Origin of the sequence: Bradyrhizobium sp. 87 (genome assembly GCF_023073015.1) — a bacterium.
Lineage (GTDB): Bacteria > Pseudomonadota > Alphaproteobacteria > Rhizobiales > Xanthobacteraceae > Bradyrhizobium > Bradyrhizobium canariense_D.
On the sequence record NZ_JADPIQ010000148.1, the window covers coordinates 539406 to 565779 of the forward strand.

General features: G+C 64.5%; 27 protein-coding genes. 10 read left to right on the forward strand and 17 right to left on the reverse strand.

Going from position 1 to position 26374, the window contains the following annotated elements; genetic code table 11:
* Positions 1-5: 5 nt before the first annotated feature.
* The gene (locus IVB50_RS40925; RefSeq protein ID WP_247300288.1) at positions 6-1142 is read left to right on the forward strand and encodes a mandelate racemase/muconate lactonizing enzyme family protein; all 1137 of its coding nucleotides are present in this window, start codon (positions 6-8) and stop codon (positions 1140-1142) included.
* Here the strand turns inward: IVB50_RS40925 and IVB50_RS40930 are convergent.
* A complete protein-coding gene (locus IVB50_RS40930; protein ID WP_204510575.1) occupies positions 1139-1870 on the reverse strand; it encodes a cytochrome c biogenesis protein CcdA in 732 nt (243 codons plus the stop codon). The two genes, IVB50_RS40925 and IVB50_RS40930, sit on opposite strands and share 4 nt — an antisense overlap.
* Before the next feature lie 206 nt (positions 1871-2076).
* Positions 2077-2343 (reverse strand): hypothetical protein, encoded by a 267-nt coding sequence (locus IVB50_RS40935; RefSeq protein WP_007593979.1) that lies wholly within the window; start codon positions 2341-2343, stop codon positions 2077-2079.
* A gap of 514 nt (positions 2344-2857) precedes the next feature.
* On the opposite strand from IVB50_RS40935, the gene IVB50_RS40940 reads away from it, so the two are divergent.
* From IVB50_RS40940 to IVB50_RS40960, 5 genes are all read left to right on the forward strand, one after another.
* Positions 2858-3904: a LysR family transcriptional regulator gene (locus tag IVB50_RS40940; protein ID WP_231188740.1), complete on the forward strand. Its 1047-nt coding sequence runs from the start codon at positions 2858-2860 to the stop codon at positions 3902-3904.
* A 29-nt stretch (positions 3905-3933) separates the two neighbouring features.
* Positions 3934-4305: a helix-turn-helix transcriptional regulator gene (locus IVB50_RS40945; RefSeq protein ID WP_026233304.1), complete on the forward strand. Its 372-nt coding sequence runs from the start codon at positions 3934-3936 to the stop codon at positions 4303-4305.
* A gap of 375 nt (positions 4306-4680) precedes the next feature.
* A complete protein-coding gene (locus IVB50_RS40950) occupies positions 4681-6030 on the forward strand; it encodes a L,D-transpeptidase family protein (RefSeq protein ID WP_247300290.1) in 1350 nt (449 codons plus the stop codon).
* Between the two features lie 111 nt (positions 6031-6141).
* Entirely contained in the window at positions 6142-6963 is an 822-nt protein-coding gene (locus IVB50_RS40955) for an enoyl-CoA hydratase (protein ID WP_018457114.1), read from the forward strand.
* Between the two features lie 180 nt (positions 6964-7143).
* Entirely contained in the window at positions 7144-7428 is a 285-nt protein-coding gene (locus tag IVB50_RS40960) for a hypothetical protein (RefSeq protein ID WP_085352111.1), read from the forward strand.
* A gap of 33 nt (positions 7429-7461) precedes the next feature.
* On the opposite strand, the gene IVB50_RS40965 is transcribed toward IVB50_RS40960, so the two are convergent.
* From IVB50_RS40965 to IVB50_RS40975, 3 genes are all read right to left on the reverse strand, one after another.
* Positions 7462-8541, reverse strand: a complete 1080-nt coding sequence (locus IVB50_RS40965; RefSeq protein ID WP_085362255.1) for an isocitrate/isopropylmalate dehydrogenase family protein — start codon at positions 8539-8541, stop codon at positions 7462-7464.
* Positions 8542-8704: 163 nt separating this feature from the next.
* The gene (locus IVB50_RS40970; RefSeq protein ID WP_247300293.1) at positions 8705-9736 is read right to left on the reverse strand and encodes an alcohol dehydrogenase; all 1032 of its coding nucleotides are present in this window, start codon (positions 9734-9736) and stop codon (positions 8705-8707) included.
* A 196-nt stretch (positions 9737-9932) separates the two neighbouring features.
* Positions 9933-11129 carry a CoA transferase gene (locus tag IVB50_RS40975; protein ID WP_085352108.1) on the reverse strand — a complete coding sequence of 399 codons (1197 nt, stop codon included), beginning with the start codon at positions 11127-11129 and terminating at the stop codon, positions 9933-9935.
* Positions 11130-11324: 195 nt separating this feature from the next.
* Between IVB50_RS40975 and glgA the strand changes: the two genes are divergently transcribed.
* Positions 11325-12740, forward strand: a complete 1416-nt coding sequence (gene glgA / locus IVB50_RS40980) for a glycogen synthase GlgA (protein ID WP_085352107.1) — start codon at positions 11325-11327, stop codon at positions 12738-12740.
* A 127-nt stretch (positions 12741-12867) separates the two neighbouring features.
* Here glgA and IVB50_RS40985 read toward each other — a convergent pair whose 3' ends face one another.
* From IVB50_RS40985 to IVB50_RS40995, 3 genes are all read right to left on the reverse strand, one after another.
* A complete protein-coding gene (locus IVB50_RS40985; RefSeq protein ID WP_085385949.1) occupies positions 12868-13818 on the reverse strand; it encodes an oxygenase MpaB family protein in 951 nt (316 codons plus the stop codon).
* An 84-nt stretch (positions 13819-13902) separates the two neighbouring features.
* A complete protein-coding gene (locus IVB50_RS40990) occupies positions 13903-15048 on the reverse strand; it encodes a patatin-like phospholipase family protein (protein ID WP_018457121.1) in 1146 nt (381 codons plus the stop codon).
* Positions 15049-15116: 68 nt separating this feature from the next.
* Positions 15117-15932, reverse strand: a complete 816-nt coding sequence (locus IVB50_RS40995) for a 3-hydroxybutyrate dehydrogenase (RefSeq protein WP_094183368.1) — start codon at positions 15930-15932, stop codon at positions 15117-15119.
* Between the two features lie 177 nt (positions 15933-16109).
* Between IVB50_RS40995 and IVB50_RS41000 the strand changes: the two genes are divergently transcribed.
* Entirely contained in the window at positions 16110-16997 is an 888-nt protein-coding gene (locus IVB50_RS41000; RefSeq protein WP_018457123.1) for a LysR family transcriptional regulator, read from the forward strand.
* 24 nt (positions 16998-17021) lie between these two features.
* On the opposite strand, the gene IVB50_RS41005 is transcribed toward IVB50_RS41000, so the two are convergent.
* Positions 17022-17738 carry a peroxiredoxin-like family protein gene (locus IVB50_RS41005; RefSeq protein ID WP_085362251.1) on the reverse strand — a complete coding sequence of 239 codons (717 nt, stop codon included), beginning with the start codon at positions 17736-17738 and terminating at the stop codon, positions 17022-17024.
* Positions 17739-17818: 80 nt separating this feature from the next.
* The gene (locus IVB50_RS41010) at positions 17819-18103 is read right to left on the reverse strand and encodes a hypothetical protein (protein ID WP_204510571.1); all 285 of its coding nucleotides are present in this window, start codon (positions 18101-18103) and stop codon (positions 17819-17821) included.
* A gap of 242 nt (positions 18104-18345) precedes the next feature.
* On the opposite strand from IVB50_RS41010, the gene IVB50_RS41015 reads away from it, so the two are divergent.
* Both IVB50_RS41015 and IVB50_RS41020 read left to right on the forward strand, forming a co-directional pair.
* Positions 18346-18828, forward strand: coding sequence for a cupin domain-containing protein (locus IVB50_RS41015; RefSeq protein ID WP_204510570.1), 483 nt, complete (start codon positions 18346-18348; stop codon positions 18826-18828).
* Positions 18829-18928: 100 nt separating this feature from the next.
* Positions 18929-20131, forward strand: coding sequence for an MFS transporter (locus IVB50_RS41020; RefSeq protein ID WP_204510569.1), 1203 nt, complete (start codon positions 18929-18931; stop codon positions 20129-20131).
* Here IVB50_RS41020 and ccoS read toward each other — a convergent pair.
* The 7 genes from ccoS to ccoO all read right to left on the reverse strand — a co-directional run bounded on the left by ccoS (position 20128) and on the right by ccoO (position 26371).
* Positions 20128-20295 carry a cbb3-type cytochrome oxidase assembly protein CcoS gene (ccoS, locus tag IVB50_RS41025; protein ID WP_007594007.1) on the reverse strand — a complete coding sequence of 56 codons (168 nt, stop codon included), beginning with the start codon at positions 20293-20295 and terminating at the stop codon, positions 20128-20130. The genes IVB50_RS41020 and ccoS overlap by 4 nt on opposite strands.
* Complete coding sequence (locus IVB50_RS41030; protein ID WP_204510568.1) at positions 20295-22487, reverse strand: cation-translocating P-type ATPase; 2193 nt, start codon at positions 22485-22487, stop codon at positions 20295-20297. Before IVB50_RS41030 ends, ccoS begins: the two co-directional genes overlap by 1 nt.
* Positions 22488-22498: 11 nt before the next feature.
* A complete protein-coding gene (locus IVB50_RS41035) occupies positions 22499-22984 on the reverse strand; it encodes a FixH family protein (RefSeq protein ID WP_085352098.1) in 486 nt (161 codons plus the stop codon).
* Between the two features lie 15 nt (positions 22985-22999).
* On the reverse strand, positions 23000-24466 hold the full coding sequence (gene ccoG / locus IVB50_RS41040; protein WP_204510567.1) for a cytochrome c oxidase accessory protein CcoG: 1467 nt from the start codon (positions 24464-24466) through the stop codon (positions 23000-23002).
* A 110-nt stretch (positions 24467-24576) separates the two neighbouring features.
* Complete coding sequence (gene ccoP / locus IVB50_RS41045; RefSeq protein ID WP_247300295.1) at positions 24577-25452, reverse strand: cytochrome-c oxidase, cbb3-type subunit III; 876 nt, start codon at positions 25450-25452, stop codon at positions 24577-24579.
* A gap of 6 nt (positions 25453-25458) precedes the next feature.
* Positions 25459-25623, reverse strand: coding sequence for a CcoQ/FixQ family Cbb3-type cytochrome c oxidase assembly chaperone (locus IVB50_RS41050; RefSeq protein ID WP_018457132.1), 165 nt, complete (start codon positions 25621-25623; stop codon positions 25459-25461).
* Between the two features lie 13 nt (positions 25624-25636).
* Complete coding sequence (ccoO, locus tag IVB50_RS41055; protein WP_247300297.1) at positions 25637-26371, reverse strand: cytochrome-c oxidase, cbb3-type subunit II; 735 nt, start codon at positions 26369-26371, stop codon at positions 25637-25639.
* Positions 26372-26374: the final 3 nt, after the last annotated feature.

Below are 26374 nucleotides of genomic sequence, written 5' to 3' on the forward strand. Positions count from 1 at the left end.
CGGCAATGAAGATCACTAGGGTTCGCACGCACATTCTCGAAGCAAAGCTGTCGCAGCCCTTTGCCTATTCGCGCGCCTGGTACGACACGCGCACCGCAATGCTGGTCGAGATCGAGACCGACAATGGTCTTATCGGATGGGGCGAATGCTACGGTCCGGCACGCATGACGGCGGCGGTAGTTCGCAGCATCGAACCATGGCTGATCGGCGAGGATCCGTTGGGCACCGACGTGCTATGGCAGATGGTCTACGCGCGCTTGCGCGATCACGGCCAGAAGGGCGTCGTGATCCAGGGAATGAGCGGCATCGACATCGCGCTATGGGACATCAAGGGCAAGCATTTTGGCGTACCCGTGCATCAGCTTCTCGGCGGCGCCGCGCGCAAGCAGGTTGCCGCCTACGCAACCGGTCTCTACCGGCGCAAGTCAGGCGATCCGCTGACCTATCTGTCGGAGGAAGCGGCGGGTTATGCCGCCGAGGGATTCCGTGCCGTGAAGTTGAAGGTCGGTTTCGGCATCGCCGAAGATGCCGCAATCACCCGCGCGGTGCGCGAGGCGATCGGCCCCGATGTCGCGCTGATGGTCGATGCGAACCACGCCTATGACGCGGTCGCGGCGATCCGGCTCGGCCGCCTGATCGAGCGCCATGACATCGGATGGTTTGAGGAGCCGGTGCCGCCGGAGGATGTCGCGGGCTATCGCGCGGTGAAATCCGCGCTCACGATTCCGGTCGCCGGCGGCGAGTGCGAATTCACGCGCTTCGGCTTCCGCGAGCTGTTCGTCTCGCACGCGCTCGACATCGCCCAGCCCGACACCTGCGCGGCGGGTGGTTTGAGTGAATGCAAGAAGATCGCCGACATGAGTGAGGCGTTCGGCATCCGCTACAATCCGCACGTCTGGGGCACCGGGATTGCGATCGCCGCCTCGCTCCAGCTCCTCGCGGTGCTGCCCTCGCAAACGCCGACTTCGCTGTCACCGCTCGAGCCGATGCTGGAATTCGACCGCACTGAACATCCGATCCGGCAGGCGATTTTGCAGGACCCGATCGAGCATGCGAGCGGCGTCGTGCGGGTGCCCGAGGGGCCGGGCCTCGGTATCGAGATCGACCGCGCCGCGCTAGCGCGCTTTGATGCGGAGGCCTAACCGATCGTCTGCAACGTCGGAAACGTCTCCAGCAGCCAGATGCTCACGTTCGAGACCGCGCCGGTGAGGAATCCAATACCGGTGATCACCATCAGGACGCCCATGGCACGCTCGACATTGACGAGATGGCCCTTCATGCGCGCGAACAGGGTGGAAAACTGCTCGATCATCAGGGCAGCGATCAGGAAGGGAATGCCGAGCCCGGCCGAATAGACCGCGAGCAGGCCGGCGCCTCTCGTCACTGTCGCTTCGGCGGCGGCGACCGAGAGGATCGCGGCGAGGATCGGGCCGATACAAGGTGTCCAGCCAAAGGCAAAGGCCAGCCCCATCACATAAGCGCCCCAGAGGCCGACGGGCTTGGGCGCGGTCAAGCGTCCCTCGCGCATCAACAGGCCGATGCGCGTCAGGCCGAGGAAGTGCAGGCCCATGACGATGATGACGATGCCGGCGAGGATCGAGAGTTCGGCCGACCAGGCCCGGATCAGCGCCCCGATCAGCGAGGCGCTGGCGCCGAGCGCCACGAACACCGTGGAGAAGCCGAGCACGAACAGGAGTGCCGACATCATGATGGCGCGTTTGGAGGCCGATGCGGGCTCTTCGCTTTCGACATGCTCGATCGTCGCGCCCGTCAGATAGATCAGGTAGGGCGGGACCAGCGGCAGGACGCACGGGGAGAGGAAGCTGACGAGGCCGGCAATCAGCGCCGCCGGGATCGAAACATTTTGCATGATGCAGTCGGAACCATCTCTGGCGCCGATGCGGCGCGCGGGGAATGCGCGCGGCCCGGAGCCGAACCGGCTCTGGTGTAGCCGATGCCAGCGAATGCGCAACAGAGGCGCACAAAACCAGGGCTCCTCCCGATGCCGTCTGTGATCACAGATGCGGCACCGGGACACGCACAAATCTCGCCAAAAAGCGAAACTCGGCGGCGCGGCTACTTCACCACGCGGAGCAGCGGACGCCGGGGCTGGTCCTGCGTCTGCTTGGAAGGGGGCTGCGGTTCGTTCGTGGCCGTCCGCAGCATTTCGTCGCACAGCGCCTTGAGATCGGCACTGTCAATTCCTTTGAGCTTCATCCGCACGTCCAGGATGACAATGGACAGCAGCTCGGCCGACTCACGGCTATTGCTCTCGTTGAGCACCCTGCGGCACTCTTCGAGCGTTTCCAGCACCGACTGCAACTGTTCGTCTGAATGCGACACGGCGTTCTTTCCGCTAATTCGGCCTGTGAGACGTGGTTGTGACGACCCCTTTGGCCCCCATGGAGCGTCGAGGATAACACGAGGCCGCTACGCCCCCGAACATGATTTCAGTGTGTTTCTGCCTTGAAACCGCGGTTCCGGCGCGTATCGCGTCGCGCCGCCGGCCGTCGAAACGCTCAGTCGTAAAGCGCTCGATCGTAAAACGCTCGCTCGTAAAACGCCTGGCGTGCTGCAATTGATCCACCGCGGAAGGCACCTGCTCTCGCGCAAGGACGTTCATTGCGGACAATGCCGACAATCCCGCAGGCAAGTCACGGCTCACAACGGAACTCACGCCACACCCCTCATACGGGCGATGGTTTGCCCGATTCCTAGCCCTTGTTCCTAGGCTTGGCAGCACCCGAATACCACCTGCGGCGTAGTAAGGATGACGTTCAAAACTCGTCGTTCCCCAACCCGCCGTGGTTGTGGTTTGCCCGAGATTCTGCCAGTTTAGCGACCCGAAGGGACTTGTATGCACTCCTTGGCGGAAAGGGGCGTTCCTCTGGAGGAACGCCCAAAGACAAACGTCAGCGGCCTCTCGGACTGGGATGCGGCGCGCATTTTCCTGGAAGTTGTCCGATGCGGAAGTTTCCGCTCGGCGGCCGAGCGCCTGTCGCTGTCGATCAACGCCGTTCGCCGCCGGATCGATGATTTCGAACGCCAGACCGGCACCACGTTGTTCACCCGCGACGTCCACGGCACCCGTCTGACCGACGAAGGCGCGCTGGTGGTCTCCGCCGTCGAGCAAATGGAGGCGGCTGCCTTCGACGTGCTGCGCACCAGCGATTCGACGGCGAACGCCCTGTCCGGCGAGGTCCGCGTCGCCGTCACCGAGGGACTTGGCACATTCTGGCTCGCCCCGCGACTGGTCGAATTCCAGCAGACCTATCCGAAGATCCTGGTCGATCTGCATTGCGCGATGCGTTCGGCCGACGTCTCCCGCCATGAGGCCGACGTCGCCATTCACCTGTCGCGGCCTTCGGCGCTCGACGTCAAGCTGGTGCGGCTCGGCCGCATGCATCTGATGTTCTGGGCCTCCGAGAAATACATTTCGAAACATGGCGCGCCGCGCTCGGCGATGGAGTTGATCAAGCACCGCCTGGTGCTGCAGTTCGCCGACCAGCTTGCTGCCAAGCAAACTTTCGAGAGCTTCTTCCCCGGCGTTCCGGAACGTGACCTTCTGGTCATGAAGACCAACGTCTCGAGCGCCAACTACTGGGCGGTCGCGAATGGCGCCGGAATCGGCGTGTTTCCGAGCTACGCCATTGCGCTTGGCGGGAAGTTGATTCCACTGGAGGTCGAGCTGAACAGACCGCTGGATATCTGGTTGTCCTACCATCCCGGTAGCGGCCGGATTCCGCGCGTACGACACATGATTGACTGGCTGATCGAAGCCTTCAATCCGGCGCGTTTCCCGTGGTTTAAGGAAGAGTTCGTGCACCCGCATGAATTCAAGGACGAGTATATGGGCGAACCCCTGACCCAGCTCTTCGGGGGGTTTTCAACCGAAGACCGATGAGAAAAAAGATGAAGACAGCGGCGAAGAGAATGAAGCAGCGCAGTGCCGGCAAGCCGGACATTGAGCTGGGCAAGCGAATCCGTCTACGGCGCGTCGAGATGAAGGTCTCGCAGGCCGAGCTCGGCGAGAAGCTCGGCGTCAGTTTCCAGCAGGTCCAGAAGTACGAGAAGGGCGTCAATCGCGTCGGCGCGGCCCGGCTTCAGCAGATCGCCACCGCCCTCGATGTGCCCGTGACCTTCTTCTATGACGGCGACAACAAGGCGCGCGAAGTCGAGAGCCTGCTCTTCCTGGACTCGGCCTTCAGCCTCCGCCTGCTGCGCGCCTACAGCAAGATCAAGGACCAGACGGTGCAGCGTCAGCTCGTCTCGCTGATGGAATCGATCGCGGCGAACGAAGCCTGAGCCGATCGGCATTCGTGCCTTTCTGCCCGATGTTCAATCCGCCGCGCCACGGGGCGCGGCTGGATTGGACGAGATCCGGACGAGATATCTCCGGCCGCGCGCTCGCGCGGACTTCTCGGGGCGGCATGACCGCCCCTTTTTGTTGACCATTTTTCCCGCCGTCGCCCGCGGTTTGCGCGAACCCATTCCGGCCCTCTCGCGACCCAATCCAGAGACCGCGTGCCTTGCGCATGGGGCTCGCGATGCGCCGTGCTTAAGGGAGCCGCAACCGGGAGGCGCTAGCCTCCCGCCGATTTCTCGAATCAGCCCGACGAACCGGGAATTGCCGATGCGAGCGCCTGTCCGGGCCTCGCTCTCATAGGGAAGATGGGACACATGTCGAAGCGCCATGCGATAATCATTGCCGTCGGCATGCTTGCGAGCGCCTCTGCGCTTGCTCAGACCGAGACCATTGGACAGGCCGGGCCCAAGCCGGCGACTGCGGCTGGCACGGTGCCGGCCATCGCCAATCCGGCCCACGCAGCCGCACCGAAAACCGCCGCGCCGGCGGCCGCATCTACGGCGGAGAGCCGTTCGGCCGCAGCGCTCGCGCTGACGCATGAGCCGACCTATGATGAAGGCTCCGCCCAGCGCATCAAGGATGCGGCGCTGAGCTATTCCGATCTGGCCGTGCGCGGCGGCTGGCCGACGATCCCGGCGGACGCCAAATTCGCGCCCGGCGCCCAGGGCGCCAATGACGATCTCCTGCGCAAGCGGCTGATCGTCTCCGGCGATCTTTCCGCCGACAAGGCGAGCGGCGCCTTCGACCAGGATCTCGCCGACGCCGTGAAACGCTTCCAGGCCCGCCACGGCCTCGCGCCGACCGGAACGATGACGCCGCGCACGATCGCGGCGATGAACGTGCCGGTGCAGAAGCGCATCCGGCAGCTGGAGGCTTCGCTGCAGCGGCTCGAGAACATGAATTTCGGCTTCGGCCAGCGCTATGTCGTGGTCAACATCCCCGCCGCCTTTGCCGAAGCGGTCGAGAACGACGTCGTGGTAAGGCGCTATCGCGTGATCGTCGGCAAGACCGAAAAGCCCTCGCCGACGCTGACGGCCCAGATCAGCAGCGTCGTCCTCAATCCGACCTGGACGGTGCCCTCCTCGATCGCCAAGACCGAGATCTCCGCGCATATGCGCAAGGATCCCAGCTATCTGTCGCGCATGCACATGGAGGTGCTCGACGCCCACGACAATCCGATCGACCCGAATTCGGTTGACTGGTCGGGCACCCATACGCCGAATTTCACCGTGCGCCAGCACAACGGCACGTTCAACGCGCTCGGCGCGGTCAAGATCGACATGCCGAATTCCTATTCGGTCTACATGCACGACACCAACCAGCGCAATCTGTTCAGCGATGATTACCGCTTCGATTCCCACGGCTGCTCGCGCGTCGACAATGTGCGCGATCTCGCCGCCTGGCTGCTGAAGGACCAGCCGAAATGGAGCCGCGCCGCGATCGACGCGGAGATCGCCAGCGGCCAGCATCTCGACGTCGCCATGGCGAAGAAGGTGCCGGTGGCCTGGATCTACCTCACGGCGTGGATGACCAAGGACCAGACCGTCCAGTTCCGCAACGACGTCTATCACCAGGACGAGCAGTTGCTGGAGGCGACCGCCGAAGAGGCGGCCTTCTTCAGCAATGCCGGCAGCCACCCGCTGACCGCGCACATGACCAGATAGATCGCGCCATGCAATCGCGGCACAGGCGGCTGCAAAGCCAGGTCCGTTGTCGCGGTTGACCCTGGCCTCGCCCCGGCCGAACATTGCGCCTCGCCAACGAAAGCGCCCGCGATGTCCGACATGTCCAGCACGACCGAAATTCCCTACGCCGACGGCAAGATCCTCAAGCACACAGCCAGTGGCGTCGGCGTGATCACGTTCAACAATCCCGACAAGCGCAACGCGATGTCGCTGGAGATGTGGGAGGGATTTGGCGAGGCGCTGACCGCCTTACGCGATGACGCTGCCGTGCGCGTCGTGATCCTGCGCGGCGGCGGTGGCAAGGCATTCGTGTCGGGCGCCGACATCAGCCAGTTCGAGAAGACGCGCCATAACGCCGCCGCTTCCGAGGAATACGCAAAACGCAGCGCCGCCCAGCGCGCGCTGCTCGCCGATTATCCCAAGCCAACGATTGCCTGCATCCAGGGTTTTTGTCTCGGCGGCGGCATGCAGGTGGCGATGCTCGCCGACATCCGCATCGCCTCCCATGGCAGCCAGTTCGGCATTCCCGCGGCGAAGCTCGGCATCGCTTATGGCTATGACGGCTTGCGGCACTTGGTGTCGCTGGTTGGCCCGTCCTGGGCACGGCTCCTGATGTATACGGGCATGCGCATCGATGCGTCGGAAGCGCTGCGCATCGGGTTGGTCGAGCGCGTGCTTCCGGAGGATCAGCTCTGGGGCGAGACCATGGCCATCGCCGAGACGATCTCGCAAAATGCGCCGCTCGCGATCAAGGCCGCCAAGCTCACCATCGCGCAAGTGTTGAAGGACGAAAGCGCGCGCGACATGGACGCGATCAGGGCGGTCGGCACGGCCTGTATGGACAGCGTGGATTTTCGCGAGGGCCGGCAGGCCTTCATGGAGAAGCGCAAGCCGCAGTTCCAAGGACAGTGATTCCGTCGCCAGCGAGCAAAATGAAACAATCCAGAGTGCCTCTGCCTGCTTGGCTCTTCGCGATGACGGCGGGCAAACTGAACATGCATTCAGGAAGATTAAATTCCCACGGCCCCGCAACACCATAGCAACCAGCTGATTTGCTGGAAGTTCTCTCGCCATCAAACGAGGGAGATTGCGATGAAACTGAAATTTGCTGTTGTTGGTCTGGCTGCCCTGGGCGGCGCCGCTCTCGCATCAGGACAGGCACTCGCAGCGATGCCGAACGGCATTCCGCAGGCCGACCGTATCGCGAGCGGCCCGGCAGCCGACGTCGATCAGGTGCGCTGGGTCTGCAACCCCTGGGGTCGCTGCTTCTGGCGTCCGAATTATTACGGCGCCTACGGTTTTTACGGCGGCCCGCGACGCTTCTACGGCGGCCGTCCGTGGGGCTGGGGCGGCCACCGCCACTGGCGTCGCTGGTGAATTGCGAGGGGCCGCGAGGCCTCTCTTCCTTGACTACAGCGCCGCAAGCACCGCCTTCGTGATGTCGGCGGTTCCGTTGCGGCCACCAAATTCCATCGGCTTGAGACCGTCGGCATAGACCTTGTCCACCGCACGCTCGATGGTCTCGCCGGCCTCGGCCGCTCCTTCGACGCCGTGCTTGTCGGCGAGCCAGTCCAGCATCATTGCAGCCGACAGGATCATCCCGGTGGGATTGGCTTTGCCCTGCCCCATGATGTCGGGCGCGGTGCCGTGGCACGGCTGGAACACGGCGTATTTGTCGCCGATGTCGGCCGACGGCGCCATGCCGAGGCCGCCGATCAGGCTCGCGGTGATGTCGGAGACGATGTCGCCGAACATGTTCTCCATCACCATCACGTCGAAATCCCAGGGACGCTTCACCAGCATCGCCGAGCAGGCGTCGACATAGAGCCGGTCGGTCTTCACCTCCGGATGACGCTTGGCGATCTCGTCGAAGATGCCGCGGAAGAACGCAAAGGCCTTGAACACGTTCGCCTTGTCGACGCAGGCCAGCGCGCCGGGCTTGCCGCGCGCCTTGCGCCGCTCGGCGAGACGAAACGAGAACTCGAACAGGCGCTCGGACGTCTTGCGCGTGATCAGCATGGTCTCGCGCGCCTCCTCATGGGTGACGACGCCCTTGCCCATCGAGGCGAACAGGCCTTCGGTGGACTCCCTGATCACGACGAGATCGATGCCGCGCTGGTCGGCGCCGACGATCGGGCTCGGCACGCCCGGAATGAGCCGCGCCGGGCGCACACCGGCATAGAGATCGAAGATGAAGCGCAGCTCGATCTGCGGCGCGATCTCGGTGTTGTCAGGATAGCGCACCGACGGCAGGCCGCAGGCGCCGAGCAGGATCGCGTCCGCCTCCTCGCACAGCTTGATGGTGGTGTCCGGCATCGACTTGCCGGCGGCGAGATAATGATTGGCGCCCGCCGGCGCCTCGGTGAAGCGAAAGCTCAGGCCGGATTTCGTCTCGATCTTGCGCAGGACTTCGATGGCCGGCGCCATGACTTCGGGACCGATGCCGTCACCGGCAAGCACGGCAATGTGGAAGGCGTTATTTGCGGACATCGGTTTCCTACTCTCTCCAACGTCATGCCCGGGATCGTCCCGGGCATCCACGCCTCGATACCAACTCCATGGCAAGACGTGGATGGTCGGGTCAAGCCCGACCATGACGACAAACTAGCAGCGTTGGTTACGGCGTCAGCACCGTGCGGCCAACCACCGCGCCCTACTGCAGCTGCACCAGCGCGTCGTTGGCCTTGGCGAGCGGCTGCCGCGTCACGGGGATCGGCGCTATGTTCTTCGCTCGCACGAGGTCGAGCAGCTCCTGCGTCTCGCGCAAATTGCCGACATAGCTGCCCTGGATCGTCACCGCCTTGATCGGAATCAGCGGCAGCGCCCAGGTCGCACCGCCGCCGAACAGGCCGACGAGGACGAGCTTGCCGCCCTTGGTCAGGCAGTCGAAGCCGAGTTGCGTGGTGGCGGCGTTTCCGACGAGATCGAGCACGGCGCGGATGGGACCACCGGCTTTCTTGGCAAGCTGCTCCAGCGCGTCGGGCGCCTTGGGATCGACGGTCGCGAGCGCGCCGGCTTGCTCCGCCGCTTCGCGTTTCTTCGCGTCGATGTCGACCATGATCGCGCCCTTGCCGCCCATCGCCTTCAGCAGCGACAGTGCCATCAGGCCAAGTCCGCCGGCGCCGAACATCACGATCGGCGTGTCGAAGTGCTGCTCGAGCTTCTTCAGCGCGCTGTAGGTCGTGACGCCCGAGCAGGCGTAGGGTGCAGCCGACGCGGGATCGAGGCCTTTGAGGTTGAGCAAATAGCGCGGATGCGGCACCAGCATGTGGTCGGAATAGCCGCCGTCGCAATAGACGCCGAGCGAGCGCGGCGTCAGGCACATGTTCTCGTCACCGGCGAGACAGGTCGCGCATTTGCCGCAACCGATCCAGGGATAGACCAACCCGACATCGCCGATCTTCACGTCGCCCTGGTCCGACGACTTCACGTCCGGGCCGAAGGCGAGCACCTCGCCGACCGTCTCGTGCCCCATGGTCAGCGGCAGGTTGATGCCGCGGTCCTTCAGCGAGAGCGGCTTGCGGCCGTGGCCGAGATCGTAGCCGCCTTCCCAAATGTGAAGGTCGCTATGGCAGACGCCGGCGGCCTTCACCTTGATCAGCACCTGCGTGCCGGACGGTTGCGGCGTGGCCTCGTCGAACTCCTGCAGCGGCGCCTTGAAATCGGCGACCTTGAAACTTTTCATTGGCGTCCTCTCGGATATTTTTGTTGTCGTCGCCACCATGGCATGGGCGGCAGGACGAGACAAACTCGGACCTGTCTAATTTAGGCTGACGGATGATGGCAAGCCGGCCACGCGCAACGCCGCATTGCTTGCCACAGCGTGGTATCCGTCAGACTTCCCGTGAGACTTGCCGTCAGCCTTGCCCTCAGCCTTGCCCTCAGCCTTGCACGGCTGTTTTGCCTGACGGAATTGGCGCATTGTCGGTGAGCCCGATCTCCGCGCGCAGTCCGTCCGTGTGCTCGCCAAGAACGGCTATCGTCTTGCCCGGTGTTGTATCAGCACCGGTCATCCGGAACGGCAGATTGAGGACCTGGAACGAGCCGCCTTCATCCTCGACAGACGAGAGCGCCTCTCGGTGCGCGAGCTGCGGATCGGCCAGTGCTTCGGACACAGTGCGGTAGGCCGAGGCCGGCACGCCGGCCGCACCTAACGCGACAAGACAGACATCGGTCGAGAGCTGCCGCGACCAGGCCTCGACACCGTCCATCAAGTCGGCCCAATGATCGCGACGCGCGGCGTAGGTGGAGAAGCGCGGATCGGAGATCCATTCGGGGCGGCCGATCACTCCCATCAGTCCCTGAAACGTCTTCTCGCTGGCAACCGTGATCATGACATAACCGCTCGCCGTCTCGGTCGGCCCGAACATCGGGCGCGGCGGCGGCTTCACGGTGAACTGCGAGTTCTGCAACTCGATCAATGTCAGCGTCAGCATCGATTCCAGCATGGAAACGTCGATATGCTGGCCGAGCCCAGTCAGGGTGCGCTGGTAGAGCGCCGACGCGATCGCGCCGAACCCGTAGGTGCCGGTGACGACGTCGGCATGGTAGATGCCGCAATAATCCGGGCGGCTGCGGCCGGGCTGATAGGCGAGATGCGCCATGTCGTAGCCCGAGGCTGCATGGATCACCGGCGCATAGGCCGGCAGCTCGGCCGACGGGCCGCTCTGGCCGTAGCCGGAGATCGAGCAGTAGATCAACTTCGGGTTGACCGTGCGTATTCTGTCATAGTCGAGCCGCAGCCGATGCATCACGCCCGGGCGGAAGTTCTCGACCAGGATGTCGGCAGTCGCGGCCAGCCGGCGGACCGCCTCCTTGCCGTCCTCGGACTTGAGGTCGAGCACGACGCTCTTCTTGCCGACGTTGAGCTGGCCGAACACGGTGCTGCAGCCCTTGCGCAGCGGCGGCCGGGTCCGCATCGTCTCGCCGCCGTCGGTCTCGATCTTGATGACCTCGGCGCCCATGTCGGCGAGCATCCGCGCACAATGGGGACCGGCGATGGTGGTCGAAAAATCCAGGACCCTAAGGCCGGCGAAGGCCTTTGGCGTGGTCCCCTCATGCTTATCTGATAGCTGCATGCCTGCTTGCGTCCTTGAGTCACTTAGGAACTTATCGAAGTTCTCTGTTGTTGGTGCGCCGACCCTAGAGGGCGGCCGCTGAGTAGGAAAGTCTTTACCGAACAGACACGTCTCGCGGGCGGGTTTGGGAATTCCAGGGCAACTGGACCCGTTCTTGCATAGCAGCAATCGGGCTCCGGCAGAGGGCAGCAGTTCTTGAGGGTCTTGTTCGTTACGACAGAAATGGACGACTTTGTCCGCGTCGGCGGACTTGGAGCCGTTTCCGCTGCACTCCCCCGAGCCCTTCGTCCTTTCGCCGACATCCGGATCATGTTGCCCGGCTATCGCGACATCATCGAACAACTCACGCATATTCAGGTCGTTGGCCGCTGTCCGGCGTTCGCGGAGATGCCGGCCTGCTCGCTCGGCCGCGCCGCGACCAAGGACGGCCTGCCGGTCTATGTGCTGTTGTGCTCGCAACTCTACGACCGGCCCGGCAACCCCTATGGCGACGAGTCCGGGCGCGACTGGCCCGATAACGACATCCGTTTCGCGCGCTTTGCCTCGGCCGCCGCTGAGCTGGCGATGGGCACGCTGGACAAGGATTGGGCAGCAGACCTGATCCACGCCAATGACTGGCAGGCTTCGCTCGTGCCGGCCTACCTCGCCTGGCGCGGCTCCAAGCTGCCGTCGATCCTGACCATTCACAACCTCGCCTATCAGGGCCTCTTCCCGAAGGACTCGCTGCGGCGGATCGGCGCGCCGGAGAGCTCCTTCCACATCGACGGCGTCGAGTTCTACGACCAGCTCTCCTTCCTCAAGGCCGGGCTGGTCTACGCCTCGCATCTCACCACAGTCAGCGGCACCTATGCGCGGGAGATCACCACGGATGAATTCGGCTGCGGTCTCGAAGGCCTGCTTCGAGTCCGCTCCGACGCGGCCGAGCTCACCGGCATCCTCAACGGCATCGACGAGAGCTGGGACCCGCGTTCCTGCGCCCAGCTTGCCCAGCAGTTCGGCGCCGGCGACTGGGTCGGCAAGAAGGCCAATGCGGATTACGTGCGCAAGCAGTTCGGGCTTGCGGTGTCGCGCGGCCCGATGTTCGGCATCGTCGCCCGCCTCGTGCACCAGAAGGGCATCGACCTCGTGCTGGCGGCGGCCGACGAGATCGTCGATGCCGGCGGGCAGATCGTGGTCACCGGCTCCGGCGAGCCGGCGCTCGAGCAGGCGCTAATCGACGCGCATCGCCGGCGGCCTGACGCGATCGGGGTCGTGATCGGCTTCAACGAGGCCCAGGCGCGCCGCATCTTCGCCGGTAGCGACTTCACATTGATGCCGTCACGCTTCGAGCCCTGCGGGCTCAGCCAGATGTACGCCCAGCGCTTCGGCTCGCTGCCGATCGGCCACCAGACCGGCGGCCTCGCCGAGACCATTACCGACGGCGAAACCGGCTTCCTGTTCTCAAAACCTTCGCATGAATCCTTCCTCGGCGGCGTCCGCCGTGCGTTCTCCGCCTTCATGGCGCAGGACCAGCTCGACACCATGCGTCGCAGTGCGATGGGACGGTCGTTCTCCTGGAGCATCCCGGCCGGCAGCTACAACGCGCTGTACCGGAAGCTGGCGGCGGTGTGAGGCCTGCGTGTCCTCGTCATTGCGAGCGTAGCGAAGCAATCCAGACTGTTTCCGTGGCAGCAGCCTGGATTGCTTCGTCGCAAGAGCTCCTCGCAATGACGGTGGTTTGTGGCAACGGCGGAGGACTTCACCCCCTCCCGCGCACATCCATCTGCGACCGTCCGATCCAGGCACGGTTGAGGCACCGCGTCATCCAGTCGGGCTGCGGCTCTCCGCGCAGCCGCGCTTGCGCTTCCTGGTAGGGACCGACATAGCGCAGCCGGTCTGGCAACCTTGGATAGACCCGCCGTATCCATCGCAGCGCCTTCTCGGCGGATCTGGTGTCACGCTCGTCAAGCTCGAACCCGAATCCCACACGCAAGCTTTCCGGCAGCAGGCTCGCGGTGAGCGCGCGATACCAGCGCGGCGGACGCAACCACGGGCGCGCTCCACCAAAGATCTGCGCGGCGATCTCGCGCGCGGCCGGGCTGACGGTCAGCGTATCCGACTGCGTCATTGCCGCGGTGTAGGCCGCAAAGCCGGACCAGTCCGCCGGCAGATCGTGCGCCGTCAACCCGAACAACGCACCGAACAACCGACTCTCGGCCCAGTAGCGTTCGCGTTCGTCCGCCGAGAGCGGCGGCAAGACCAGATCATGCGCCATCAGCGCGGTCTCGACCAGCGTGGCATGAACCCAGCGCAGCGACGGGATGTCGTTGGCACAGTAGCGCGAGCCTGCCGCGAATGGACCGACGGTCTCGGGCATCTCGCCGACGATCATGCTGTGGCGCCGGTGCAATTGCCGCGACGACAACAGCGCGCGGTCAAGCGAACCGAACACCATGGCAAAGACGATGTCGAAGGTGCGGTGAAATCGTCCGATCGGATCAGCGAGGGTTTTCGAATGCTCGGCGATGGCGGCGGCGACCCAGGGATGCGCGAGTTGAAGGAGCAGCGCCCGGCCGGCGCCGAGAAAGATCACGGCCTCGCGGTCGATTTGCCAGGTCACCGTGTCAGGGCCGAACACGCCGGCGACCGGTCCCGCCGCGTTGGCGCGGACGGTATCAAGGGCAGATTCAAGTTCGCTCCCGGACACCACCTGCAGGGACTTTCGATTGCGGACCAGGACCGACAATCCGCAAGGCATGTGGCAATTCGATGAAGGGGACGATCGCTTGCGGCCCTACTCCGCCGCCATCGGCATCTCGTCCATATGTTCGTGCAGCACCACGCTCGCGAGCGGATCGAACTCGCCAACCCACGGCCTTCGCTCAAGCACTGACTTTGTGTGCGAATAGCCGGCATCCCAGCGCCGCATGATGCCGGACGGACTGAAGTCGATATCCTTGGTGTGGCTCTCGCGGTCGAGCTGCGGCGCAAGCAGGCGCACGACATGCATCCTGGTCGGGCAGCCGTAGTCGATCAATTCCCTCACCGCCGGATTGCTGCGCTCGCTTTCAGGCAGTCGCGCGGCGAGCTGGCTAATGACGTGGCGCAGGCGATGGGTTTGCTGCTGGCGCGTGATCTGGCTCGCGATCCGGCTGGAATATTGCACATCCTTGTGCCGGTTCAGCACCTCCGCCATCGTGGTCGGCTCGGCGCCGGCGGGATTCCACAAATGCACGGCGAGGATCAGCGAATTTTTGCGCGGATTGTCGTCGAAGACGGCCTCGGTCGGCGTGTTCGACAGAATGCCGCCGTCCCAATAGAGCTCGCCGTCGATGCGTACCGCCGGAAACGCCGGCGGCAGCGCGCCCGAAGCCATGACATGCTTCACCGTCAGCTCGCCGTCGCGGCTGTCGAAATAGCGCATCTGGCTGCTGCGGACGTGAGCGGCGCCGACCGTCAACCGTGGCGCGCAGCGGTTGATCCGGCCGAAATCGACAAGCTCGAGCAGCGTCCGCTCCAGCGGCGCCGTCGAATAGAAGCCGGCGTGATCGGCTCCGAGCGGATAGGAATCGCCCGCATGCGCCAATGGATTGGGACGGAAGAAGCCGGGAATGCCGTGGGTCAAGGTCGACCAATAGGCGAGCTTTTCATTGAAGCCGGCAAACGGGGTGCGCAGATTCCAGACCGGATTCTGCTCCATCCGTTTCCAGAACTGCTTCAGGCGCAGCAGCCGCTGGTCAGGCGCGTTGCCCGCAATGAGCCAGGCATTGATGGCGCCGATCGAGGTGCCGATGATCCAGTCCGGCTCGATGCCGGCCTCGTGCAGCGCCTGGTACACCCCGGCCTGATAGGATCCGAGTGCACCGCCGCCCTGAAGCACCAGCACCACCTGGCCGGGCAGATCCTTCGACACGCTGGTATCGCGCTTCACATCGTTCATATTCTGCTCCCTGAGAGCCCGTACCCTTGCCATGTTCGCTCCTAGCGACCCTATGTTACGCGCTCGCCTCAATGCGCGGTCCAGCCTCCGTCCACGGGCAACGCAATCCCGGTGATCGTGGCCGCTGCGTTGGTGGACAGAAATACGCTGAGCGCACCGAGCTCCTCGACGGTCGAGAAGCGCTTGTTCGGCTGTTGCGCCAGCAGCACGTCACGGATCACCTGGTCACGCGAGATTCCATGCGCCTTGGCCTGCCCATCGATCTGCGCCTCGACCAGTGGCGTATAGACATAGCCGGGACAGATCGCGTTGCAGGTAATGCCCTCTTCTGCCGTCTCCAGCGCGGTCACCTTGGTGAGCCCGACGATGCCGTGCTTGGCGGCGACGTAGGCCGCCTTGAACGGCGAGGCGACCAGGCCGTGCGCGGAGGCGATGTTGATGATCCGCCCGAACCCGTTCTGTCGCATTGCGGGCAGCGCGAGCCGCGTGGTGTGGAAGGCCGACGACAGATTGATCGCGAGGATCTGGTCCCATTTCTCGACCGGAAACTGCTCCAGCGGCGCAACGTGCTGGATGCCGGCATTGTTGATCAGGATATCCAGGCGGCCGGCCTGCGCAACCGTCGCCGCGATCATTTCGGCGATCGAATTCGGTCTGGTCATGTCGGCCGGCGAAAACCTTGCCTTGACGCCGAACTCCGCCGCGATCTGCTCGCGCGTCCGGTCGAGCTCGGCCGCCACACCAAGGCCGTTCAGCACGATGTCGGCGCCGGCCGCGGCAAGTGCCCGCGCGATACCGAGGCCGATGCCACTGGTTGAGCCCGTGACCAGCGCAACCTTGCCCGCGAGCGCCCGGGAGGCGGACGTCTGCGGTTTGACGGACATATTCACGGGCAAACTCCTTTGACATGACGACTTGTGCTGAGCCGACTGTGAAGCATCGCCGGGTTTGACGGAAATGCCCGTTGGCTTCCGAAACCATGCCTGTGCGCTATTGCGGTCGGGATGTCATTCTCCGCGCCGATCGGCTAGCTTTCGGCTGATCTTGCCGGGAGCCGATCCATGGAAATGCACCAGGTCCGCTATTTCCTCGCGGTGGCGCAACTCTTGAACTTCACGCGTGCCGCCGAGGAATGCAACGTGACGCAGCCTTCGCTGACGCGCGCGATCAAGCAGCTCGAGGCCGAGCTCGGCGGCGATCTGTTTCGCCGCGAACGGCCCGCGGCGCAATTGACCGAGCTCGGCCAGCGCATGCATCCGCTGCTGAAGCAGTGTTTCGAAGCGGCCACCGGCGCCCGATCGCTGGCCTCCTCGTTCCGGAGCGGCGAGATCGGCGCGCTCCGCGTCGCGCTGACGCATGCGATCGACCTGTCGCTCCTCATTCCGCATCTCAACCAGATCAAGCGGCAGTTCAACCGGCTCGAATTCCGCTTCCTGCGCGGCTCGAGTCGTGAAGTGGCCGAGTTCCTGAAGAAGGGCGAGGCCGAGCTAGGGATTGCCGCGGACATCGACGAGGCCTGGGAGCGGCTCGATGTCTGGCCGCTGTTCACCGAGAGCTTCGAGCTCGTGGTCAGCGACGGACATCGCCTGGCCGGCCGCAGCAGCATCGCACTGGACGATCTGCGCGCGGAGCAGCTGCTGAGCCGGACGTTTTGCGAGCATTCCGCCCGTATCTCGGCGAGCCTGCGCGAGCACGGCATCGCGATCGAGCAGGGTCACGAAATCTCGAACGAGCGCGATTTGATCGAGCTGGTCGAGGCCGACATCGGCGTCGCCATGCTGCCGCACACCTCGCCCGTTCCGGAGACGTTGACGCGCGCTGCGGTCGCCGGGCTGGACGCCCGTCGCACCGTCAGCCTCTACGGGGTGGCCGGCCGGCAGCGCACGGCGGTGGCCAATGCCGTTATGCGCATGTTGCGCGGTGCGGATTGGCGGGAGATTGCGGGGTAGCAGCCACGCTCGCTCCTCACTCTTTCAGGCCTCCCTGCTCGCGCCTTCCAACGCTTCAAGCAGATCATCGATCTCGATTCGCTTGCGGAAATCCGGATCGACGAAGCGGGCTTTCACGAGACCGTCGCGACCAACGACGAACACGGCCGGGATCGGCAGCATCCAGCCATCATTGCCGTGGAATTTCGCCATGTCCTGATAGGACAACAGGTGCTGGATCTCGGCACCGAGCCAGATCGCGAGATTGAGCGACAACGCATAGCCGTTGTCGAGGTCGGTCAGGATCGGAAATGGGGCACCAGCTTCCGCCTTGAGCTGCTGGGTGTATTCCTGCGTCTCCGGCATGATCGCGACTATGCGCGCACCCATGGACTCGACGCGGTCCAGCGCCTGGACCACCGCGCGGACATTGAGCCGGCAATAGGGACACCAATGGCCGCGGAAAAACATCACGGCGACCGGGCCGCTCTCCAGCAGTGAGGACAGCGCGACGAGACGCCCGCTCTCGTCCGGCAACATGAACGGCGGCATCGACTCGCCCGGACGCGGCGCGGTCTCGCCGCCGCCGTTTCCATTCAATCTGGTCACCAGATTGTCGACTGCCTCGCCATAGGCCGGGAACACGTCGCGGCTGGCGTCGGCATAGGCGCGGAGCTGCTCGTTCAGCGTGCCATCCATGTCACGGCAGCGCTGGAAGGCGTGTTTAAGCCGCTCGGCATCGGCCGGCGAGAGAGAGGTCATCTTGCGCTCCAGCGTTCAGGGGACGAATATTAGGTGCCCGATCCGGCCGCCCGCAAGGGGCGGCCGTCATGCGCACGCGATCAGTTCACGTAGAAATTGCCGGTCGGGTCCAGCCGCCCCGAGGTGGAATACAGCGATCCGTTGTCCATGAAGAAGACGGTGTTGTCGGGGACTTTCTTGGCGTTCTTCATCATGGCCTCGTGGTTCTTCTCCGCCGGGGCCATGGCCATCGCCGACATCTTGCCGGGTCCGCCATACATATAGGCCATGCCGGCCTTGAAGTCCCATGTGGCTTCCGCGAAGGCCGATGTGGCGATGACCACGAACGCAGCCGTGGCAATCAAGGTCTTGGACAATTTCGTCATGAGATGTTCCTCCGGAGTGACGTGAACGCCCGCCAACCGGGCGCCCCACCATCGAACGCCAGTCGCTCGGGAAGCGGAAATGCCAATCCCCAATCGGTTCGATAGCGAGCGCCTATCGGGCCCGATAGCGCCGGTCTATCGCAGCGAGAGCGAAAGAGCATTTCAGAACGAGCGCTCTCTCGACGAAAGTCCCAACATAGCCAGCGACCATTGCGGTTGCGGCCAACACAGGAGACGTCCCGATGTTCAAGCATCACACATTGTCGCGTGCGGTCTGGCCCGGCTTGGCCATCCTCGGCGTATTGACACTCTCGGCGCAGCCAGTCTCCGCCGGCGAATGCCCGGCCGACAAGATCAAGCCGAACGCGCAGCAGATGGTCGACTACAAGCCGGTCGGCGTCACCGACGTCACGCTCGGCGCCATCGACCTCGGCAAACAGCCGGCGCATATCGAAGGCCGCGAGCTGCGCTTCCGCAAGCTGACCATCGAGCCCGGCGGCATCGTGCCCTGGCACAGCCATGACGACCGCCCTGCCCTGATCTTCGTGCAGCAAGGCGAGATCGTCGAACACGTTTCCAACTGCGTCGATCCGATCGTGCACAAGGCCGGCGACATCCGCCCGGAGGTGTCCGGCACCTCGCACTGGTGGAAGAACCTCGGCAAGGAAACGGTCATTCTCTATGTCGGCGACGTCCGCAAGGACCCGCACGACCACAACATGTAACGGGTGCGCGACCCCAGCGCACGCGTGACGGAATGTGGCGCCCGCGATCCCCATGCTGCCCCGCATGCGGGCGCCACATTCATCACAAGGGAGGCCTGCCATGACCGATCTTTCCGCGCCGATCAAACCAACCGCGATGGCGATGGACGCGCATTCACCAGGTCTTGCGCTTCGCTCTCTCGTGATCGGCCTCACTGCGTTCCTGACGGTCGTCGATCTCTTCGCGACGCAGGCGATCCTGCCCTCGCTGACGCGCCGCTACGGCGTCACGCCGGCCGCGATGAGCCTGGCCGTCAACGCCAGCACGTTCGGCATGGCCGTCGCAGGCCTCGTCGTCGGCCTTCTCAGCCCGCACATCGACAGGCGGACCGGCATCCTGCTCAGCCTGACCCTGCTCGCGATTCCGACGAGCCTGCTGGCGACTGCACCCAATCTTGCCGTCTTCACCGGCCTGCGGGTCGCGCAGGGTCTCTGCATGGCGTCCGCCTTCGCATTGACATTGGCTCATCTCGGCGAGCAATGCAGCGCAATGGATTCCGGCGGCGCCTTTGCCGCCTACATCACAGGAAACGTCGCCAGCAATCTCGTCGGCCGGCTGGTCTCGGCCGCGATCGCCGATAGCCTTGGCCTGGCATGGAATTTCTACTTCTTCGCGGCCCTCAATCTGGCCGGTGCCGCCCTGGTCTATTTCACCATTGCGCGCGTACAGCCGACGCGTGCAACGACGTCGACGGCATCGGCGTTTGCCGCGACGATCGCGCAGTGGCAGGATGCACGGCTGCGTGCCGCCTACGGCATCGGCTTCTGCATCCTGTTCGCATTCATCGGCACCTTCACATTCGTCAATTTCGTTCTGGTTCGACCACCGCTGTCGCTGGGCATGATGGACCTCGGCTTCGTTTACTTCGTCTTCCTGCCGTCGGTGGTCACCACGTTGCTGGCTGGCAAAGTGGCGTCGCGCCTCGGAACGCGTCCGACGATCTGGGGCTCGCTCGCCATCGCCGGGGTCGGCTTGCCGCTGATGTTGGTCCCGCACCTGGGCGCGGTCCTCGCCGGGATGGTTCTGGTCGGAACCGGCACCTTTTCCGCGCAAGCGGCTGCGACAGGATTCGTCGGACAGGCTGCGGCTGTAAACCGCGGCATCGCCAGCGGCACCTATCTCGCCTGCTATTTCTGCGGTGGGCTCGTCGGCACCGCCGTCCTCGGCCGGCTGTTCGACGCGTATGGCTGGCATGCCTGCGTGGCCGGGGTGGGCCTGGCGCTCGCTGTCGCGGCCCTGCTGACGCTCGCCTTGAAGCGCTAGCGCTTGGCCGGCGCCTCCTGCGGCGGCTCGTCGTCGGCGATGGCGCGCCAGGCGGCGCCGTCGAGATCGTCGTACTGGCCGCTTCGAAGCGACCAAAGGAAAGCGGCCAGACCGGCGAGACCGAGCATCAGCGCCAGCGGCACCAGGATGACCAGGATTTCCATCACACGATCTCCCGCGGGGCGCCGCGCGCACGCAGCGAATTCAGCATCACCAGGATCGACGATCCGCTCATGGCGGCAGCCGCGATCAGCGGCGTGACGACGCCGCTGATCGCGACCGGCACCGCGAGGAAATTGTAGCCGATCGCCAGCCAGAGATTCTGCCGCATCAGGTGCAGCGCCTTGCGCGAAGCATCGATGGCGGCGACAACCGGGGCCAGCGGCCGACCGAGGAAGACGAGATCGGCGGTCGCTTGGCTCAAATGCGCGGCCGAGATCGGCGATATCGAGACATGGGCCGCCGCCAGCGAGGGCGCATCGTTCATGCCGTCGCCGACCATCAGGACCTTCATGCCCCGCTGCTTCAGGACCTCGATCCGCGCGATCTTGTCGGCCGGGGTCACCCCGGCGCGCCATTCGGAGATGCCCAGCGCGTGGGCCGCCGCGATCACCGCCGGTTCACGGTCGCCGGAGAGAATCTCGATGCCGATATTGCGCGCCTTCAGCGCCGCGATCACAGCCTGCGCATCGGGACGGAGGCCCTGGCGCACGGAGAGGATGAATTTTTCGCTGCCCTTGCTGAAAGCCACGACGGAGGCTTCGGGGTCGAGATGTGTCACGTCCGAGACCAGCGTCTCGGCGCCGCAGAAAGACGGACGGCCGAGGCGAATCTCGATGCCATCGACCACAGCGCGCACGCCCTGGCCGGCCTCCTCGACCGCGCCAACGATCGGCGATCTGGCGTCGGCGGCCTGCGCGACCGCGGCGGCGACCGGATGATGGCTCGACAGCGCGAGCCGCCCGGCAAGCTCGAAGATGTCTGCTGGAATATCGGCCGCATTCATCACTTCGAGATCGGGCAGCGTCAGCGTGCCGGTCTTGTCGAAGACGACGTGATCGGCTTCCGCGAGACGCTCGATGGCATCGCCGGAATTCAGCAGGACACCAGCCTTGAACATCGCGCCAGAGGCCACGGTCTGTACCGTCGGAATGGCGAGCCCGAGCGCGCAGGGACAGGTGATGATCAGCACCGCGACGCCGGTCACGATGGCATCATGCCAGCCGGCGCCCGCGATGACCCAGCCGAGGATGGTGACGAGCGCGGTGGCATGCACCACCGGCGCGTAGAGTCGCGAAGCGCGGTCTGCGAGCCGCATGTAGCGCGAGCGCGCCTGCAGCGCATTGTCGAGCAGCCGCGTGATCTCGGCGAGCAGCGTCGCCTCGGAGGCCGCCGAGACCCGCACCCGCAAGGTCCCCGAGATGTTCATCGATCCCGCATAGACCGGCGTGCCCTGGCCTGCCGTGACGTAGAGCGTCTCGCCGGTGATCAGGCTCTGGTCGATCTCGGAACGGCCCTCGATCACAGTGCCGTCGACCGCGCAGCGCTCGCCGGGCCGCAGCAGCACGATGTCGCCGGGATAGATCGCGGCCACCGGCACTTGGGATATCTCGTCGGGCCCGACGAACTTGGCCGCGGTCTCCGCCTTGAGCGCGGCGAGATTGCCCGCGACCGCGCGGGTCCGCCGCCGCATGTTCTGGTCGAGGAAGCGACCGACCAGTAGGAAAGTGAGCAGCATGATCGCCGCGTCGAAATAGGCGTGCTCGGCGTGGTTGATGGTCTCGACCACGGACATGCCGAGCGCCAGCGTCACGCCGATCGAGATCGGCACGTCCATGTTGGTGGTCCTGGCCGACAGCGCGCGCCAGGCCGAGCGGAAGAACGGCTGGCCGGCATAGGCCGCCGCCGGCAGCGCGATCAGCGCCGACAGCCAGTGGAAGAAATCGCGCTGCTCCGGCAGCATGTCCGAGACGTTGCCGGACCACACCGGGATCGACAGCATCATCACGTTCATGGTGGCGAACGCGGCGACGCCGAGGCAACGCAGCAGGAAGCGCGATTCGGCGACCTCGGTCGCCTCCGCGCTCTCGGTTTCGTAAGGATAGGCCTTGTAGCCGAGCTCTTCGAGGCGATCGATGAAGCTGATAGGATCGAGCGTGCCCGCCTTCCATTCCAGCGCAACGCGCCGGTCGGTGAGGTTCACGCGCGCCAGCGTGACGTCGGGAATCGCGGACAGCCCGCGCTCGATCTTGGCCATACAGCCGGCGCAGTGCACGCCCTCGACCGCGAGATCGATGTGCTGGACGCCCTCGCCCGCAGTCCGGACGTAATGCGAAAAGTCCCGCGAGACGTGCATGGCAAAATCCTTCAGTTCAGGATCACGCGGTTGCGCGACATGAACACGCGCGTTCCCCGCGCCTCGCCTTGGATCACCAAGTCCCACTGGCCCGACGCGACCGATGCGGCATCGCCGCGATAGAGGCCGATACCGGCCTCCGAGAGCTCGATTGCGAGATCGGCGCGCTTGTCGGTCGGCCGCTCCAGGCGGCCGCCGAATTTCAGTCCGGCGATCGGCTGGCCGCTCGCGTCGCGCGCCTCGACCTGAAGCACGGCGCCGCCATCGGCGCGGCGCTCGACATGGGCGTTGACCTTCCATTTGCGCGCAGCCTGGTCCTGCGCCGCCGAGATCTCGCGGTCATAGGCGAGCCCAGCGGCATAGGGGCTGTCGACGTCCGTCCCTGGCAGCGTCGCGATCGCGAGCTTCATCATGGTCGCGTTGACGCCGATCACGACGCCGAAGAAGGCGACCAGCATCAGAAACACTTTTGTTCCGGTCAGCGGCTTGGTTGCCATGGCGAACTCCTGATCCTAGGGCGCGACGAAATTGTCGGTGGCGCTGGCGACTTCGCCGAGGCCGATATCGGTGACGTGAAAGTGAACCGGGATGGACTTTTCCGGATTGCCCTCCACCGAAGCGGTCACGAGCAGCCGCAGCTCGCTGGTGGAGTCGCGCGGAACCACGATCATCGGCCGGTCCGGCGTCACAGAATCGATTCCGATGACATGGATTGTCGCATTGACCGGGCCGCTCGCGTCGATCGCGATGACCCGGTCGTAACCGCTCTTGTTGAGCAGCCGCACCGTGTAGGCATTGCGGATCGAGCCGTCGCTGAGCCTGACCGCGACCGGGTTGCGGTCGTGCAGCACGTTGACGTCGAGCAGGCTGCGAGTCGCCAGCGTATAGATCATGATGCCGCCGACCGCCGCGATGATCGCGCTGTAGGAGACGGTGCGGGCCCGGACGATGCGGTAGATCGGCGCCTTGCCTTCCTGGCGGCGCTGGATGTTGACGTCGTTGTCATAGCCGATCAGCCGCTTCGGCCGGCCGATTTTCGTCATCACATTGTCGCAGGCATCAATGCAGAGCCCGCACTGGATGCATTCCATCTGCGGTCCGTTGCGGATGTCGATGCCGGTCGGGCAGACCGCCACGCACTGGTAGCAATCGACGCAATCACCAACCTGCTGCCCGAGCGCGCGCAGCTCGGCCGCCTTCTTCACCGACGTACGCTTCTCGCCGCGGTCGTAGCGGTAGGTGACGTTGAGCGCCCATTCATCGGTTAGCGCCGCCTGGATGCGCGGCCACGGGCACATATAGGTGCAGACCTGCTCGCGCATGTAGCCGGCGAGCAGATAGGTCGTCGCGGTGAGAATGCCGATCCAGACATAGGCGAGCATCGGCGCCTGGAACGTGACGAGTTCCTTGACCAGCGTCGGTGCGTCGTTGAAATAGAGCACCCAGGCGCCGCCGGTCCACCACCCGATCAAGAGCCAGATCGAATGTTTGAGCACGATCTCGGAGATCCGCTCCAGCTTCATCGGGTCGGACGATTTGTCCTTCTTCATCCGCTCGCGCCGGTCACCCTCGATCAGACGCTCGACCGCATAGAACAGGTCGGTCCACACCGTCTGCGGACAGAGATAGCCGCACCAGATACGGCCGCCGACCGAGTTCATCAGGAATAGCGCCACCGCGGCGACGATCAGCAGGCCGGTGAAGTAGTAGACCTCCTGCGGCCACAGCTCGATGAAGAAGAAATAGAAGCGACTGTTGGGAAGATCGATCAGCACCGCTTGGCTGGGAGCGCCGAGTCCGCGGTTCCAGCGCACGAACGGCAGGAAGTAGTAGACGCCGAGGCAGAAGGCCATCAGGCCCCATTTGATCCGGCGGAAGGTGCCGGAGGTGCTCTGGGGATAGACTTTCTTCTGGGCCACATAGAGCGGCCCGTTGTCATCGTCTAATGGGAGCTCTTTTGGGTTCGCGGTCCTGTTCATCGCCTGCAGCTTTTCGAGAGGTGCGATAAAACCTAGACCCGACGCCGCCGCGTCAGTTGATCCAGCGCAAGCGGGAGCTTTTTTGTTCGCCCCCGCGTGTCCCGGATTGGCTATTTTCCGCCGCCCAGCGAGTGGACGTAAACTGCCATCGCCTTGATGGTGGCGGGATCGAGCCGCCCTTCCCAGGCCGGCATCACGCCCGCGCGGCCCTGGCTGATGGTCTCGATCAGCGTCGCCTCGTCCGAACCATAGAGCCAGATCTTATCGGTCAGGTTGGGGGCACCCATCTCCGGGTTGCCCTTGCCGCCGCCGCCATGGCAGGCGACGCAATTCTCCGCGAAGATCTTCTCGCCCTTGGCCGCGTCATAGCCCTTGCGGGTCGGAAGGCCCGACAGTGCCCGGACATAGTTGGCGGCCGTGACGATCTCATCCGGCTTCAGCACGCCGTCCTTGCCGAATGCGAGCATCTGGCCTTCATGCGTCTTGGCGTGGCCGGAACGTGCGCCGAACTGGATGGTCTGCATGATCTGGTCGAGCGAACCGCCCCACAGCCAGTCGTCGTCGTTCAGATTCGGATAGCCCTTGGCACCCGCGCCGCCTGAGCCGTGACATGGCGCGCAATTGTCGCCGAACACGGTCTTGCCCTTGGCGCGCGCGAGCGCCAGCAGCGCCGGGTCCTTCTCGATGTCGGCGAGCGAGGCCGCGCCCAGCGCAACCATCTTGGCTCCGCGGATCTTCTCGAGATTGGCGAGCTCGACCGCGACATCGGCGCGTGTCGAGTAGCCGAACAGGCCCGTGGTATTGCTGGAGATCAGCGGCCAGGCCGGATACACGATCCAGTAGCCGATCGACCAGACGATGGTGAGGTAGAAGCTGATCACCCACCAGCGCGGCAGCGGCGTGTTGAGCTCCTTGATGCCGTCCCATTCATGTCCGGTCGTGGACTTGCCGGTGACGGAATCGATGTCGCTATGATGATCGGTCATGGTCTCTCACTCCTCCCGCAACGGCAGGTGTGCTGCTTCGTCGAACGCAGCCTTGTTACGGGGCCATAATGCGTAGGCGATGATCGCGAGAAAGATCGCGACGAACACCGGCGTCCAGATCGTGGTCACGAGACCGGACGCGAGATTGTCGAGTGTCAGGATGGCTTTCATCGTGGGTGCCTTCTCAGCGAAGATTGGCTTTCTCGTTGTAGATCTTGAAATCGACCAGCGTGCCGAGCATCTGGAGATAGGCGATCAGCGCGTCCATCTCGGTCGGCGTGCCGGCCTTGCCGTCGAAGTTGCGCACCACGGCCTTGGCGTAGCGCTTGGTGAAAGCGTCGGAGCCGGCATTGTCAGGATCGGCCTGGGCCTTCATGTCGGCGCCCGCATTGGCGATCTGGTCGTCGGTGTAGGGCGTGCCGACGGTCCGCAGCGTGCGCATGTGGTCGGCGATCGTGTCCGGATCGACCTCGGTCTGGCTGAGGAACGGATAGCCTGGCATCACCGACTGCGGCACGATCGCGCGCGGATTGGCCAGATGGGTCACATGCCAGTCGTCGGAATATTTGGCGCCGACGCGGGCAAGGTCGGGACCGGTGCGCTTCGAGCCCCACTGGAACGGATGGTCGTACATGCTCTCGGCGGCCAACGAGAAATGTCCGTAGCGCTCGACCTCGTCGCGCAAGGGCCGGATCATCTGCGAATGGCAGAGATAGCAGCCCTCGCGGATGTAGACGTTGCGCCCGGCGAGCTCCAGCGGCGTATACGGCCTGATCCCGTCGACCGCCTCGATCGTGCTCTTGAGGTAGAACAGCGGGGTGATCTCGACGAGACCGCCGATCGCGATCACCAGCAGGATGCCGACGATGAGGATGATCGAGTTCTTTTCGAAGATTTGGTGGCGTGTCCAGAACGACATGGA

Bases quoted from the DNA above. Each gene is read 5' to 3' on its own strand.
- IVB50_RS40925 (WP_247300288.1), top strand. From the start codon at position 6: ATGAAGATCACTAGGGTTCGCACGCACATTCTCGAAGCAAAGCTGTCG.
- IVB50_RS40930 (WP_204510575.1), bottom strand. From the start codon at position 1,870: ATGCAAAATGTTTCGATCCCGGCGGCGCTGATTGCCGGCCTCGTCAGC.
- IVB50_RS40940 (WP_231188740.1), top strand. From the start codon at position 2,858: ATGCACTCCTTGGCGGAAAGGGGCGTTCCTCTGGAGGAACGCCCAAAG.
- IVB50_RS40945 (WP_026233304.1), top strand. From the start codon at position 3,934: ATGAAGCAGCGCAGTGCCGGCAAGCCGGACATTGAGCTGGGCAAGCGA.
- IVB50_RS40950 (WP_247300290.1), top strand. From the start codon at position 4,681: ATGTCGAAGCGCCATGCGATAATCATTGCCGTCGGCATGCTTGCGAGC.
- IVB50_RS40955 (WP_018457114.1), top strand. From the start codon at position 6,142: ATGTCCGACATGTCCAGCACGACCGAAATTCCCTACGCCGACGGCAAG.
- IVB50_RS40960 (WP_085352111.1), top strand. From the start codon at position 7,144: ATGAAACTGAAATTTGCTGTTGTTGGTCTGGCTGCCCTGGGCGGCGCC.
- IVB50_RS40965 (WP_085362255.1), bottom strand. From the start codon at position 8,541: ATGTCCGCAAATAACGCCTTCCACATTGCCGTGCTTGCCGGTGACGGC.
- IVB50_RS40970 (WP_247300293.1), bottom strand. From the start codon at position 9,736: ATGAAAAGTTTCAAGGTCGCCGATTTCAAGGCGCCGCTGCAGGAGTTC.
- IVB50_RS40975 (WP_085352108.1), bottom strand. From the start codon at position 11,129: ATGCAGCTATCAGATAAGCATGAGGGGACCACGCCAAAGGCCTTCGCC.
- IVB50_RS40990 (WP_018457121.1), bottom strand. From the start codon at position 15,048: ATGAACGATGTGAAGCGCGATACCAGCGTGTCGAAGGATCTGCCCGGC.
- IVB50_RS40995 (WP_094183368.1), bottom strand. From the start codon at position 15,932: ATGTCCGTCAAACCGCAGACGTCCGCCTCCCGGGCGCTCGCGGGCAAG.
- IVB50_RS41000 (WP_018457123.1), top strand. From the start codon at position 16,110: ATGGAAATGCACCAGGTCCGCTATTTCCTCGCGGTGGCGCAACTCTTG.
- IVB50_RS41005 (WP_085362251.1), bottom strand. From the start codon at position 17,738: ATGACCTCTCTCTCGCCGGCCGATGCCGAGCGGCTTAAACACGCCTTC.
- IVB50_RS41010 (WP_204510571.1), bottom strand. From the start codon at position 18,103: ATGACGAAATTGTCCAAGACCTTGATTGCCACGGCTGCGTTCGTGGTC.
- IVB50_RS41015 (WP_204510570.1), top strand. From the start codon at position 18,346: ATGTTCAAGCATCACACATTGTCGCGTGCGGTCTGGCCCGGCTTGGCC.
- IVB50_RS41020 (WP_204510569.1), top strand. From the start codon at position 18,929: ATGACCGATCTTTCCGCGCCGATCAAACCAACCGCGATGGCGATGGAC.
- ccoS (WP_007594007.1), bottom strand. From the start codon at position 20,295: ATGGAAATCCTGGTCATCCTGGTGCCGCTGGCGCTGATGCTCGGTCTC.
- IVB50_RS41030 (WP_204510568.1), bottom strand. From the start codon at position 22,487: ATGCACGTCTCGCGGGACTTTTCGCATTACGTCCGGACTGCGGGCGAG.
- IVB50_RS41035 (WP_085352098.1), bottom strand. From the start codon at position 22,984: ATGGCAACCAAGCCGCTGACCGGAACAAAAGTGTTTCTGATGCTGGTC.
- ccoG (WP_204510567.1), bottom strand. From the start codon at position 24,466: ATGAACAGGACCGCGAACCCAAAAGAGCTCCCATTAGACGATGACAAC.
- ccoP (WP_247300295.1), bottom strand. From the start codon at position 25,452: ATGACCGATCATCATAGCGACATCGATTCCGTCACCGGCAAGTCCACG.
- IVB50_RS41050 (WP_018457132.1), bottom strand. From the start codon at position 25,623: ATGAAAGCCATCCTGACACTCGACAATCTCGCGTCCGGTCTCGTGACC.
- ccoO (WP_247300297.1), bottom strand. From the start codon at position 26,371: ATGTCGTTCTGGACACGCCACCAAATCTTCGAAAAGAACTCGATCATC.